Below are 14,089 nucleotides of genomic sequence, written 5' to 3' on the forward strand. Positions count from 1 at the left end.
GGCAACACCATGACCATTCCTCGTCCCCGCCGGTTCCGGCGGGTCACGTCAGCGGTGGCCGTGACCGCCCTCTTCTCCTTCACCACGGCATGCGGCGGGGGTTCAGGCACCGCCTCCTCCGGTTCGTCAGGCACGGGCGCCGCCAAGGCGGCCGCGACCGAGCCGCTGACCGCGCAGCAGGCCGGTGAGGAGATCGCCAAGCTCCTCGGCGACCTGCCGGAGCTCACCGGCGAGACGGTGCGCGGCGTCAACGGCAAGGTCATCACCGTGGGCGGGACCGGGACCAACACCAAGGCGGGCCAGCACACCCTGCCCGGCCTCGACGTGGGCGCGCGGGCCCGCTTCGAGCGGGCCAACCGCGAGGGCGGCGTGAACGGCTACACCTTCGAGTACGCCGGGTTCCAGGACGACAACGGCCAGCCGGCCGCCTCGCAGCACGCCACCCAGAACCTCGTCGAGTCCAAGCAGGTCTTCGCCCTGGTGCCGTACGTGCCGGCCTCCGGGGTGAACGGCGACTACATCGCCAAGCACAGGGTCCCGACGTTCGGCTGGCTGGGGCAGGACTTCTGCACCTGGAACGAGAACCCGTGGATGTACAGCAACCAGGGGCAGACCTCGTGCCCGGAGGTGCTGCCCGGCAAGGCGGTGGGCTCCTCCGCCTCGCTGGAGCAGTATCTCAAGGCGACCGGCAAGGACGCCGCCTCCATCAAGTTCGGCGTCTTCGCCTCCTCCGACCCCTACGGCAAGGCGGGCGTCATCTCGTCCCGGGCGACCGCCGAGAACCTCGGCCTCAGCGTCGTCTACGCCGAGGCGGACCTGCCCAGCGCCACCGAGCCGCCGCTGTCCGACTACACCCCGATCGCCTCGCGCATCATGGCGTCGGGCGCGAACGTGGTGGCGGCCAACGTCACCGCGCCGGCACTGCTGGGCGTGCTCGGCGCGCTGAAGTCGCTGGGCTGGACCGGCGACATGATCTACGGGCAGGCGGCGCAGGCGCTGCTCGACAACCCCGGCACGGCGCAGACGGTCGACGGCATGATCGGCACCACGGCCCAGGGCGCCATGGCGTTCGGCGGGGACAGCTTCGCCCAGGTCAGCGAGGACCTCAAGGCGATCGGGTCGGACGCCCCGGCCGACGGCATCGGCACGGTGACGACGTACTGGGCGGCCGACCTGTTCCTGCAGGCGTTCGCCGAGATCGAGGGTGAGCCCACCGCGGAGAAGCTGGCCAACGTGCTCAACGGCGGCTCGTTCGGCTACGAGGCGATCCAGGGCGTCACCTGCTCGCAGTCCTGGCCCGCCGGACGGGTGCTCGCCGCCGCCTGCGCCGGTGTCGTGAAGTACGACGCCGCCGCCAAGAAGCTGACCCCGCTGGCTCCGCTGGAGAACACCGGCGGCTACTTCATCGTCGACGCCCAGTAGCGGCGGGCCCGCCGGCGGAGTGGCCGAGAGCACCCCGCCGGCGGGCGTCCACCCGGAGTCTGGCCGGATCGGGACAGCGCCTCCCGACGGGGGAATCGATTGCCGTTAGTCTTCCCCCAGACGATCCGAAACGAGGACGGGATGACGACGATCTACGACGTGGCGCGCCACGCGGGGGTGTCCGCGGCGACGGTTTCGCGGGTGGTCAACGGGCGGTCGAGCGTGGATCCGGCGCTGGCCGAGCGGGTCCGGCAGGCCATGGGCGAGCTCAAGTACCGGCCCAACGCCGTGGCGCGCAACCTGCGCAGGAGCCAGACCACGCTGTGGGCCGTCATCATCTCCGACATCGGCAACCCGTTCTTCACCGCGATGGTCCGCGGCGTGGAGGACGTCGCGCAGAAGGCCGGCTTCTCGGTCGTCCTGTGCAACAGCGACGAGGATCCCGCCAAGGAGGGCAAGTACGTCACCGCCGCGCTCAACGACCAGATGGCCGGGGTGATCATCTCTCCTTCGGGCCGGGGCACGCACGTGAACCGGCTGGTGGAGGCCGGGGTCCCGGTGGTCGTCATCGACCGGCTGCCCCGCGGCGTCGCCGTCGACACCGTGATGGTGGACAACGAGCACGGCGCGCAGCTGGCCACCGGGCACCTCATCGAGGCGGGGTACGAGCGCATCGCCTGCGTCACCGGCCCGCGCCGGTTGTCGACGGCGGCCCAGCGCCTGCGCGGCTACCAGCGGGCGCTGCGCGCCGCCGGCCGCAAGGTCAGGACGGAGCTGATCAGGTTCGCCGACTTCCGCGAGGAGGGCGGTTACGCGGCGATGGCGGACCTGCTGCGGCAGGATCCCCGGCCCGACGCCGTCTTCGCGGTCAACAACCTGATGACGGTCGGCGCCGTCGAATGCCTGGTCGACCAGGGGGTGCGCATCCCCCAGGAGGTCGGCGTGGCCGGGTTCGACAACATCCCGTGGGCCCACCTGGTCCGGCCCACCCTGACGACCGTGGACCAGCCCACCTACGAGCTGGGCCGTACCGCCGCCCTGCTGCTCGCCGAGCGGATCACCGAGCCGACCCGTCCGGCGAGCAGCGTCACCCTGCACACCCAGTTGCACGTACGGGAGAGCTCGCGCCGCTGAGCTGTTGACTCCGTCGGCGGGGTTCATTAGCGTCGGCGAAGTCAGCAATCGATTTCCCAGGGGTTGCTCGTGTACGTGCTCGGCGTCGACATCGGGACCTCCAGCAGCAAGGGCGTGCTGGTCGCCCCCGACGGCACGGTGCGGCGGTCGGCGGCACGCGAGCACACGGTGGACCGGCCGGGGCCGGGACGGTTCGAGATGGACGGCCGCCACTGGTGGCGGGAGTTCGCCGAGCTGGCCCGTGAGCTGGCGCGGGACGTGACGGTCGGCGCGGTCGGGGTGAGCGGCATGGGGCCGTGCGTGCTGCTCGCCGACGCCGGCGACGAGCCGGTGCGGCCCGCGATCCTCTACGGCGTCGACACCCGCGCCACCGCGCAGATCGACCGGCTCGAACGGGAGCTGGGCAAGGACGAGATCCGGCGGAGGGGCGGCTCGGACCTGTCGAGCCAGGCGGCCGGCGCGAAGATCGCGTGGATCGCCGACGAGGAGCCCGGACGGTACGCGAGGGCGCGGCGGCTGTACATGCCGAGCTCCTGGCTGGTGCGCAGGCTCACCGGCGCCTACGTGCTCGACCACCACTCGGCCAGCCAGTGCACGCCGCTCTACGACGTCGGCGGCCTCGGCTGGCACCGGCCCTGGGCCGACGCGGTCGCGCCGGGCATCGAGCTGCCCCCGCTGCGCTGGCCGGGCGAGCAGGCGGGCACGGTCACCGCCGGGGCCGCCCGGGAGACCGGCCTGCCGGCGGGCATCCCGGTGACCACCGGGACGATCGACGCCTGGGCCGAGGCGCTCAGCGTCGGCGCCCACGGCGCGGGCGACCTCATGCTCATGTACGGCACGACCATGTTCCTCGTCCACACCACCGCCGAGCACCTGACCTGGCCCGGCCTCTGGGGGACGGTCGGCGCGGTGCCCGGCACCTACAACCTGGCCGGCGGCATGGCGACCTCGGGCGCGATCACCACGTGGCTGAGCGACCTGTCCGGCGCCGGCTACGAGGAGCTCCTGGCGGAGGCCGGAGAGTCCGGCGCCGGCGCCAACGGCCTGCTCATGCTGCCCTACTTCGCCGGCGAGCGCACCCCGGTCATGGACCCGCGCGCCAGGGGCGTGATCGCCGGCCTGACCCTCTCGCACACCCGCGGCGACCTCTACCGGGCCGCCCTGGAGGCGACCGGCTTCGCCGTGCGCCACAACGTCGAGACCATCCGGGCGGCGGGTGGCGACGTGCGCCGCGCCGTCGCCGTCGGCGGCGGCACCCAGGGCGCCCTGTGGACCCAGATCGTCTCCGACATCACCGGCCTGCCGCAGGAGGTCCGGGTCACCTCCATCGGCGCCTCGTACGGCAGCGCGCTGCTCGCCGCCGGGCTCGTCGGCGAGGCCGGCGCCGACGCCTGGAACCCCGTGAGCCACGTGGTCACCCCGCGGCCGGAGTCGTCGGCCGCGTACGACGAGCTCTACCGCCTCTACCTGCGGCTCTACCCCAGCACGGCGAGCCTCGCGCACGAGCTCGCCGACCGTCAGCATCGTTGAAGGGCAGACATGTACGCATTCCCCCAGCTCATCGAGCCGCCCGCGGCGGAGCCCGGCGTGGTCTACACCGTCGCGAGCGGCGACCTGCGCCAGAGCGCCAACCAGACCTGCTGGCCGGTCCAGGAGAAGCTGGAAGCCGATCTCGCCCGGGCGCTCGGCGAGCTCGGCTGGTCGGTGCGGCGCGGGCACGAGGCCGACCCCGTCAAGGGTCACGGTTTCATCGACAGCCAGCGCGCCGGCATCGACGTCTTCAGGACCCTGCCGCCGGACGCGCCGCTCATCGTCGTCGAGGCGGTCTGGCAGTACAGCCACCACGTGCTGGCGGGGCTGCGCGGCCATCGCGGCCCGGTCCTGATCGTGGCCAACTGGAGCGGGCAGTGGCCCGGACTGGTCGGCCTGCTGAACCTGGCCGGGAGCCTGACCAAGGCGGGTCGCCCGTACTCGGTGCTGTGGAGCGAGGAGTTCACCGACGAGTGGTCGCGGCACGGGCTCAAGACCTGGCTGGAGACCGGAGAGATCACCCACGACACCAGCCATGTCACGAAATATCGGCCGGAAGGGGAGAGTCTGGAGATCGCCCTCGGCAAGGCCGTCGCCCGGCAGCTCGCCACCGAGAAGGCCATCATCGGCGTCTTCGACGAGGGCTGCATGGGCATGTACAACGCCATCATCGACGACGAGCTGCTCAACCCCCTCGGGATCTACAAGGAGCGCCTGTCGCAGAGCGCGCTCGTCGCCGAGATGCAACGGGTCGGCGACGAGGAGGCCGGGCGGGTCCGCGCCTGGCTCGACCGGGAGGGCCTGACCTTCCACCTCGGCACGGACGAGGCCACCGAGCTGACCGAGGCCCAGCTGACCAGCCAGTTCAAGATGTACGTCGCCGCGCTGCGGATCGCCGACGACTTCGGCCTCGACGCGGTCGGCATCCAGTACCAGCAGGGCCTGAAGGACGTGGTCCCGGCCAGCGACCTGGCGGAGGGCCTGCTCAACAACGTCTCCCGCCCGCCGGTGCTCAGCCGCGACGGTTCCCGTGAGCTGTACGCGGGACGGCCGCTGCCGCACTTCAACGAGGTCGACGAGGGCGTCGCCGTGGACTCTCTGATCACCAACCGCGTCTGGACCGCGATGGGCCTCGACCCGGCCACGACGCTGCACGACATCCGCTGGGGCGAGGAGTACGACGGACGGTTCGTCTGGGTCTTCGAGATCTCGGGTTCCGTACCCGCCTCGCACAACGGCGGCTACCGCGCCTCGTGGAGCATGCGGCAGCCCCCGATGTACTTCCCGCTCGGCGGCGGCACGCTCAGCGGCGTCTCCAAGCCGGGCGAGATCGTCTGGTCGCGCGTGTTCATCATGGGCGGCGAACTGCACGCCGACCTCGGCCGGGCGACCGTCGTCGAGCTGCCCGAGGAGGAGACCAGGCGCAGGCTCGACGCCACGACCCCGCAGTGGCCGATCATGCACGCCGTGCTGCACGGCGTCACCCGCGACCAGTTCATGGCCCGCCACCGGGCCAACCACCTCAACGTGGCCTACGCGGGCGACGCCGACGGCGCGGACCGCGCCCTCGCCGCCAAGGCCGCGGCCTTCGCCGAACTCGGCGTGCACGTGCACCTGTGCGGAATCTCCTTAGAAGGAGGGGCCCTGTGAAGCCCTTACGCATCGCACTGATCCCGCTCCTGGGCCTGGCGCTGACCGGGCCGGCCCAGGCCTCGACGACCCACTCCCCCGCCGTCGTGGTGAGCAAGATGACCGGTCCCGGCTCGGTCAGCGCCACCGACACCGCCTGGAAGGTCAAGGCGACCGACCTAGGCGTCATGTGGGACAACGGCCGCGGGGAGATCCTGGCCGCGTTCGGCGACACGTTCGGCGCCTCCTGGCAGCCGCCGGGCGCCAACGGCGACGACTGGCGCAGCCAGGTGCTGCTGCGCAGCACCGACCGGAACCTGGCCGACGGCATGTCCTTCAGCGGCGCGGCCACCGACCGGCCCGGCCACGCCAAGGAGCTCATCCCGAGCAGGAAGGTCGACGGCGACGAGATCACCGTGATCCCCACGGCCGGGGTGTCGGTGGGGACGCGGCAGTACCTCGCCTACATGTCGGTGCGGCACTGGGGCGAACCCGGCTACTGGGACACCAACTACTCCGCCATCGCCTACTCCGACGACAACGGCCAGACCTGGGTGACCAGCGGCGGCCCCCGCTGGGACAACCCCGGCGGCGCCGACCACTTCCAGATGGCGGCCTTCGTCCGCCGCGACGGCCACGTCTACATGTTCGGCACGCCGAACGGCCGCCAGGGCGCCGCCTACCTGGCCCGGGTGCCCGAGACCGCGGTCCTGACCAAGTCCGCCTACCAGTACTGGACGGGCAGCGCCTGGCAGTCCGGCGCCGACACGCTCGCCGCCCCGATCGTCGCGGCGCCGGTGTCGGAGCTGTCGGTCCAGTTCAACGCCCACACCGGCAAGTGGCTGATGACCTACCTCAAGGGCAGCGACGTCGTGCTGAGGAGCGCGAGCGCGCCCACCGGCCCGTGGAGCGGCCCGGCGGTGGTGGCGAGCTTCGCCGACTTCCCCGGGCTCTACGGCGGCTACATGCATCCCTGGTCGTCGGGGCCGGACCTCTATCTGGCGCTGTCGCAGTGGACGCCCTACAACGTCTACCTGATCCGCGTCCAGCTGAACCCGGACGGGACCATCGCCAACCCGAACCTCGTCCGCGACCCGAGCTTCGAACGCCAGGCCACGAACACGGTCGCGGCGCCCTGGAAGGTGCGCGGCAACGGCGGCGTCGACCAGGGCACCTGGGCCTTCACCGCCGACCGCAACGCCTTCGTCCGCTACAACCGCGGCTGGCATGACATCTACCAGACCGTCCAGGTCACGCCCCACACGAACTACACGCTGACCGGCTGGCTGCGCACCTCGCCCGACAACGACAACGGCTTCTTCGGCGTCCGCGCCCCCGGTGGCGCCCCGTTCGCGGAGCTCAACTTCCGCGCGCTCGGCGGCTGGACCAAGCGCACCGTCACCTTCAACAGCGGGAACCGCGGCTCGATCGAGGTCTTCGCGGGGATCTGGACGGACAACGGCGACATGTGGCTGCAGCTGGACGACTTCGCCCTGGTGAAGTCCTGATCGATGTGCGGGACCCGTACATCGATCGCGTAACGCTCATTGACCTGTCACCCGCGGGGCGATAGGAAGCGGCAATCGATTTCTCATATCCAGGAGGAACCGTGACGTATGGCCAGTACGGCAGCAGCCTGCGCGACCTGCCGCGGCTGCGCTCGCACCGCCGCAGGAGGGTGTCGAGCTGGGACCGTTCGGGCGGCAACGACGACCGCGTCACGGTGGCGCCGGGCGAGACCGTGACCCTCGCCGACATCCGCGGCGCCGGCTCGGTCAACCACATCTGGATGACCGTGGCGCCGCGCGACCCCGGCACGCCGGAGACGCACGACCGCGACTTCCTCCGCAAGCTCGTGCTGCGCGTCTTCTGGGACGACAACGAGCACCCCAGCGTGCTCGTGCCGCTGGGCGACTTCTTCGGCATGGGCCACGCCCGCACCGCGAACTTCGTCTCGGCGCCGCTGCAGATGAGCCCGCAGGACGGCAAGGCCTTCAACTGCTGGTTCCACATGCCGTTCGGCAGCCGGGCGAGGTTCGAGCTGACCAGCGAGTGCGAGGAAGAGGTGCTCTGGTTCTACTACTACATCGACTACGACGAGTTCGACGAGCTGGGTGACGGACTGGGCCGCTTCCACGCCCAGTGGCGGCGGGAGAACCCCGCCGACGGCGTCGACCAGGGGTCCATGACGAACGCCGAGTACCTGTTCGGCGGCACCAACCAGGACGGGGCGGGCAACTACCTCATCCTGGAGGCCGAGGGCCGCGGCCACTACGTGGGCTGCGTCCTGAACGTCACCAACCTGCGCCGCACCTCCGACTGGAACTGGTACGGCGAGGGCGACGACATGATCTTCATCGACGGCGAGGCCTTCCCGCCCAGCCTGCACGGCACCGGGACCGAGGACTACTTCAACACCGCCTGGTGCCCGAGCCAGTCCTACCACGCCCCGTACCACGGCCTGACGCTGCCCGGCGGGGAGAACTGGTCGGGGCAGATCTCGATGTACCGCTTCCACGTCGAGGACCCGGTGCCCTTCACCACCTCCATCAAGGTGACCATCGAGCACGGTCACGCCAACCGCCGCCAGGACGACCTGTCCTCGGTCGCGTACTGGTACCAAGAGCTCCCGCACCGGCCGTTCACGCTCCCGCCCGTCAGCGCCCGGCTGCCCATCCTGTGACGCGAGAGGAGACGACGTGCGCACACCACTCATCCGGCTGGTCGCGGCCGTGGCCGGCGCGACCGTGCTGGCCGCCGGCTGCGGATCGGGCGCCGGCCCGTCGGCGCCCGGCAAGTCCGAGATCACGCTCTGGCAGCAGAAGTTCACCGACCAGGAGGACGCCTGGTACAAGAAGGCCGTCGCGGCCTTCAACAAGTCCCAGGACGAGGTCGTGCTCAAGCATGTGATCGTCCCGGCGGACACCTGGGACCAGAAGATGAGGTCCGCCCAGGCCGCGGGCAAGGCACCCGACGTCTACACGGTCAACTACAGCAAGGTGCCCGGCTTCGCCCGCACCGGCGTGATCCAGGCGCTCGACCCGCTCATCCCGGCCGACAAGTGGACCGGGCTGCAGGAGCCGGTGCTCGCCTCGGTGGAGCACGACGGCAAGAAGTACGGGTACCCGATGCTGGTGGAGCCGTCGGCCGTGCTCTTCTACCGCAAGGACCTGTTCGCCCAGGCCGGGCTCGACCCCGAGCGGCCGCCGGCCACCTGGCAGGAGCTCATCGACTACGGCAGGAAGCTGACCACCAAGGACGTCGCGGGCGTCGTCACCGCCGCCAACCAGATCGACCTGGCCTGGTCGACGTGGGGCCTGCAGTGGAACGCGGCCGGGCACCTGCCGATCAGCGACGACTGGTCCGCGCCGCGCGCCGCCGACCCCGCCTACAAGCAGCTGCTGCAGGTCTACCAGACGCTCTACCAGCAGGGGATCATGCCCAAGCAGCCGCTGGCGCCGTACGCCGACGCCAACCCGCTGGGCCAGGGCAAGACCGCGATGATGGTGTGCGGCTCGTGGGCGGCCAGCGTGCTGCTGCAGGACTATCCGAAGCTGGTCGGCCAGATCGGAGTGGCGGCCCTGCCCTCCTTCGACGGCGACGCCACCAAGCCGACCGCGACGCTCGGCGGCTGGACGCTGGTCGTCGACGCCAAGTCCCGCGACGCCCGCGCCTCCGCCGGCTTCGTCTCCTGGCTGCTGGCCGAGGACACCACGCTGCTGGTCGAGTTCTTCAAGAACACCAAGTTCTCCAAGTACTCGCCGCGCGCCGCCGTCGCCGAGGCGATCGCCAAGGACCCGGCGGCGGCCGAGAACCCGTGGGCCAAGACGATCGAGGAGCGGGTCGTGCGGTACGCCAAGGCGGAGCCGGCCTATGACTGGGCCGTCAGCCTGGCCTTCGGCAAGGCCGTCGAGAAGGCGCTGCAGGGCAAGGACATCGACGAGGCCCTGCGAGCGGCCGACGCGGAGATCAAAGAGCTGATCGCCAAGAACGACCTGGCCGGACAGGGATCCTGATCCCGCACAGCCCGCCGCCGGTCCGCGCCGGACCGGCGGCGGAGAAAGGAGTGCCGGTGGCTGTCACGTCACTGCGGGCCACGCGCGCCCGGCCGCGCGCCGGCGCCCGCCCCCGGCCGAGGCGGGAGAACCGGGCCGCCTTCGTCATGCTGGCCCCGCTGCTGGTCCTGCTCGGCGTCTTTGTCGTCTGGCCGCTGCTGCACGCGGTCTACATCAGCTTCTTCACCTGGAGCTTCTACGACCCGGCCGTCTTCGTCGGGCTGCGCAACTACCTCAACGTGCTCACCGACGTGGAGTTCGTCAACTCGGTGACGCGCGGCCTGCTCTTCTCCGCCATCGTGGTGCCCGCGCAGGTCACGATCGCCTTCGTCTTCGCCAACCTGGTCAAGTCGGTCAGCCGGCGGATGGCGACCGTGATGAAGGTGACGATCTACGTGCCCGCGGTGATCTCCGAGGTGATCGCGGCCATCGTCTTCGCGCTCATCTACACCCACCGCGGCGGGCTGCTCAACTGGTTCCTCGACTTCTTCGGCATCGAGGCGATCCCCTGGCTCGGCGACACCGTCACCGCGCTGCCGGCCATCGCGGTCCCGGCGATCTGGATCGGCATGGGCGTGGCCTCCCTGATCATGCTGGCCGGGCTGCTCGACATCCCGGAGACCTACTACGAGTGCGCCTCGCTCGACGGCGCCGGCCCGTGGACGAAGATGTTCAGGATCACGCTGCCGCTCATGAAGAACGTCATCCTGTTCCTGCTGATCACCGGTTTCGCGGCGTCGCTGCAGTTCCTCATCCTGCCGTTGCTGATGACCCAGGGCGGCCCGGTGAACTCCACCAACCTGCCGAACCTGTTCATCCTTCAGCATTTCACCACCGACCTGTACGTCGGCTACTCGATCGCCGCCGCGCTGCTGCTGTTCGCCGTGCTCGGCACGGTGTCGGCGATCATCTTCCGGCTGGTCAGATCAGAGAAGGCGATGGACGCATGAGAGGCGCACCCGGCGCGATCCTGCGGTACGGCCTGGCCGCGGTCTTCGTCGTCGCCGCGTTGTTCCCGCTCGCGTGGCTGGCGATGGCGGGGTTCAAGGCCAAGACCGAGGTCGTGGCGACCCCGTTCCAGTTCTTCCCCGAGATGTGGCGCTGGGACAACTACGCGCGGCTCCTGGCCGACGAGGCGTTCCTGCGCTCGCTGGGCGTGACGTTCGCCGGCGCCGCCCTGTTCGCGGCGCTCAGCCTGGTGGTCAACGCGCTGGGCGCCTATGCCTTCGCCCGGCTGGAGTTCGCCTTCAAACGGACGATCTGGGTCATCGTGCTCACCACGATGTTCATCCCGGGGATCGCGATCATGCTGACCTCCTTCATCGTGGTGACCGAGCTGGGCATGCTCGACAGCCTGGCGGTGCTGGTGATCCCCGGCGCGGCGGCGGGCGTGCAGGTCTTCTTCCTGCGCCAGTTCTTCCTGTCGGTGCCGGCGGTGCTGGAGGAGGCCGCCCAGCTCGACGGGGCGGGGCCGTGGCGGATCTTCCGTCACATCTTCGTCCCGCTCTCGAAGGGCGCGTTCGTGGTGGTCGGGGCGACGTCGTTCCTGATGTTCTGGAACTCCTACATCTGGCCGGTGCTGACTATCACCGACCCTGAGCTCTTCCCGATCCAGCAGTACCTGGCGACCTTCCGCTCCGAGCGGACCAGCGAGCACGGCCTGCTGATGGCCGGTTCGACGCTGGCCGCCCTGCCCGTCATCGTGCTGTTCCTGATCTTCCAGCGGCACATCATCCGCGGCGTGCGCCTCTCGGGGCTCAAGTGAACGGCGCGGCCCGGCCCATCCCGCACGGGCAGGGCAGGCACGTGGCCATGCCGCTCGGCGGGATCGGCACCGGCAACCTCGCGATCGGCGCGGACGGCGGGCTGCGCCAGTGGCAGCTGCAGAACTGCGGCAACCATCGCGGCGTCCTGCCGTACACGTTCTTCGCGCTGCGCGTCAGCACGTGGGAGCCGCCCGCGAACGAGCTGTTCGTCCTTCAGGCGCGGTCACCGGACGCTCCGGCCACGCCGCTGGTGAACGACGACCACGTGCCCGCGTGGCAGCGCGATCTGCTGCGCACGCGCCGGGCGGTGAGCGGGACGACCTTCCGCGGCCTCTACCCCTTCGCCCACCTGGAGTACCACGGGCTGCCCGTCGAGGTCGGGCTGGAGGCGTTCAACCCGCTGGTCCCGCTCGACGTGGACGACAGCTCGCTGCCGGTCGCGCTGTTCACCTTCACGATCGCCAATCCGGGGCCGCTGCCGGCGCAGGTGTGGCTGGCGGCGGCCGCGCAGAACCCGGTCGGGCACGACGGGACCACGCCGATCGACGGCGTGCGCGGGCTCGGCTACGGCGGCAACGTCAACAGCGTGCGCCGCGCGGGCGGCTGGACCTCGCTGGTCATGGAGAACCCGCTGATCGACCCGGCGTCGCCCGGCGCCGGGCAGATGGTGCTGACCGTGGACGCGGCCGACGCGGCGGTGCTCCCGCAGTGGACGCATCCCGACGAGTTCCTCGCCTTCGTGGCCGGGCGCGCGGTCTACGGCGACGCCGAACGGGCGCGGCACGCGTCCTGGCAGGCCGACTACCAGGCGAGCGGGCCGCGGCAGGGGTTCGGGCCGAGCCCGGCGGGCCTGACGTGGAACGGCGGCGTGGTCGCCCCGATGGTGCTGACTCCCGGTGAGACCCGTGCCGTCCGGTTGTGCCTGGCGTGGTACTTCCCGAACCGCTACGCGAACTTCGTACAGTTCGGTCCGCCGAACCCGCAGTGGGGGCCGACCAGGTTCTGGCTCGGCAACGCCTACGCCACCCGCTTCGCCGACGCCCTCGACGTGGCGGCCCACGTGCGCGAGCGGTGGACGCCGCTCCGCGAGACCTCGCTGCGGTGGGTGGACGTCCTGGCGGACAGCAGCCTGCCCGCCCAGGCGGCCGAACACCTGGCCGCGCAGGCGTCGATCCCGCGCAGCCCGTCGTGCTTCCGGACGGCCGACGGGGCGTTCTTCGGCTTCGAGGGGGTGCTGGGCGCCTCGACCGTGATGTGGTCGGGCGACGTGGGGGGCTCCTGCCCGCTCAACTGCACCCACGTCTGGAACTACGCGCAGGCGGTGGCCAGGCTCTTCCCGTCGCTGGAGCGGAGCATGCGCGCCACCGAGTACGAGGTCATGCAGGCGCCGGAGGGTTACCTGCCGCACCGGGTGATCGCGCCGACCTACCTGCGCCAGCTCTGGGACGTGCCCGTCGGGGGGCCGGTCGAGCCCGCGCTCGACGGCATGCTCGGGGCCGTGCTGAAGACCTACCGCGAGGTACGGCACGGCGCCCCGCTGGAGCCCTGGTGGCTTGGGGTGAAGCGGCTGCTGGGGCACGTCCGGGCGACCTGGGACCCCGAGGGCAGCGGGGTGCTGCACGGCGTGCAGCCGTCCACCCACGACATCGACCTGTGCGGGCTCAACCCGTTCATGGGCACGCTCTGGCTGGCGGCGTTGCGGGCCGCCGAGGAGATGGCGGTGCCGGCCGGGGAGCCGGGCCTGGCCGCGGAGCTGCGCGAACTGTTCGACCGCGGCAGCGCCCGCTACGACGAGGCGCTGTTCAACGGCTCGTACTACGTGCAGGTCCTGGAGGAGGGCGACTCGGCCGAGTTCCAGTGGCTCGAAGGCTGCCTGGCCGACCAGCTCATCGGGCAGTGGTGGGCGCACCAGCTCGGCCTCGGCCACCTGCTGCCTCGCGAGCACGTCGTCTCGGCCCTCCGCGCGGTCGTCGGGCACAACCTGCGCACCGGTTTCCGCGACTTCGACCACCCCTACCGGGTCTTCGCCGACGAGGACGACACCGGGCTGCTCATGTGCACCTGGCCGCTCGGCGGCCGCCCGGCGGTGCCCACCCGCTACTGCGACGAGGTGTGGACCGGTAGCGAGTACCAGGTCGCGGCGCACTGCCTCTGGGAAGGGCTGGAGGAGGAGGCGCAGGCGATCCTCGCCGGGCTCTGGCGCCGCTACGACGGCGGCCGGCGCAACCCCTACAACGAGATCGAGTGCGGCGACCACTACGTGCGCGCCATGGCCGGCTGGTCGGTGCTCGACGCCCTGGCGGGAGCCTCCTATGACGCCACCAGCGGGCGCCTCACCCTGGCGCCGCGCGGGCACGGCCGATGGCCGCTGCTGCTCCCGACGGGCTGGGGAACCCTGATCCGGGACGCCGGCGGCGCCCGCGTGGTTCCCGCGCACGGCGAGCTGAGGATCAGCGAGATCATCTGTCACTGAACGCCCCGTCCTCGGCCGGACGCTGCTGACGGCATGGCAGATCGTGGAATGATCTATTCGTGATCGGTCTGTCATGCATG

Annotated in this window: 10 protein-coding genes; all 10 read left to right on the forward strand. The window is 71.0% G+C overall.

From position 1 onward, the window contains the following. Positions 1–9 precede the first annotated feature (9 nt). The 10 genes from ACIBF7_RS38250 (at position 10) to ACIBF7_RS38295 (ending at position 14,009) form a co-directional block, all read left to right on the forward strand. A complete protein-coding gene (locus ACIBF7_RS38250) occupies positions 10–1,422 on the forward strand; it encodes an ABC transporter substrate-binding protein (protein WP_271277526.1) in 1,413 nt (470 codons plus the stop codon). A gap of 141 nt (positions 1,423–1,563) precedes the next feature. Then, on the forward strand, positions 1,564–2,556 hold the full coding sequence (locus ACIBF7_RS38255; protein ID WP_397199300.1) for a LacI family DNA-binding transcriptional regulator: 993 nt from the start codon (positions 1,564–1,566) through the stop codon (positions 2,554–2,556). Positions 2,557–2,625: 69 nt separating this feature from the next. After that, positions 2,626–4,086: an FGGY-family carbohydrate kinase gene (locus ACIBF7_RS38260; RefSeq protein WP_271277527.1), complete on the forward strand. Its 1,461-nt coding sequence runs from the start codon at positions 2,626–2,628 to the stop codon at positions 4,084–4,086. A gap of 9 nt (positions 4,087–4,095) precedes the next feature. After that, a complete protein-coding gene (locus ACIBF7_RS38265; protein WP_397199301.1) occupies positions 4,096–5,736 on the forward strand; it encodes a hypothetical protein in 1,641 nt (546 codons plus the stop codon). Beyond that, positions 5,733–7,223: a DUF4185 domain-containing protein gene (locus ACIBF7_RS38270; protein WP_397199302.1), complete on the forward strand. Its 1,491-nt coding sequence runs from the start codon at positions 5,733–5,735 to the stop codon at positions 7,221–7,223. The genes ACIBF7_RS38265 and ACIBF7_RS38270 overlap by 4 nt, the downstream gene beginning before the upstream one ends. Before the next feature lie 101 nt (positions 7,224–7,324). Beyond that, the gene (locus ACIBF7_RS38275) at positions 7,325–8,398 is read left to right on the forward strand and encodes a glycoside hydrolase family 172 protein (protein WP_364234250.1); all 1,074 of its coding nucleotides are present in this window, start codon (positions 7,325–7,327) and stop codon (positions 8,396–8,398) included. 16 nt (positions 8,399–8,414) lie between these two features. Continuing rightward, entirely contained in the window at positions 8,415–9,731 is a 1,317-nt protein-coding gene (locus ACIBF7_RS38280; RefSeq protein ID WP_364234247.1) for a sugar ABC transporter substrate-binding protein, read from the forward strand. A gap of 56 nt (positions 9,732–9,787) precedes the next feature. Beyond that, a complete protein-coding gene (locus ACIBF7_RS38285) occupies positions 9,788–10,720 on the forward strand; it encodes a sugar ABC transporter permease (RefSeq protein ID WP_364234244.1) in 933 nt (310 codons plus the stop codon). Next, positions 10,717–11,535, forward strand: a complete 819-nt coding sequence (locus ACIBF7_RS38290) for a carbohydrate ABC transporter permease (protein ID WP_219549518.1) — start codon at positions 10,717–10,719, stop codon at positions 11,533–11,535. The genes ACIBF7_RS38285 and ACIBF7_RS38290 overlap by 4 nt, the downstream gene beginning before the upstream one ends. Further along, a complete protein-coding gene (locus ACIBF7_RS38295) occupies positions 11,532–14,009 on the forward strand; it encodes a GH116 family glycosyl-hydrolase (RefSeq protein ID WP_364234241.1) in 2,478 nt (825 codons plus the stop codon). Before ACIBF7_RS38290 ends, ACIBF7_RS38295 begins: the two co-directional genes overlap by 4 nt. The last annotated feature ends 80 nt before the right edge of the window (positions 14,010–14,089 follow it).

Origin of the sequence: Nonomuraea sp. NPDC050478 (assembly GCF_044458265.1) — a bacterium.
GTDB classification, from domain to species: domain Bacteria; phylum Actinomycetota; class Actinomycetes; order Streptosporangiales; family Streptosporangiaceae; genus Nonomuraea; species Nonomuraea ferruginea.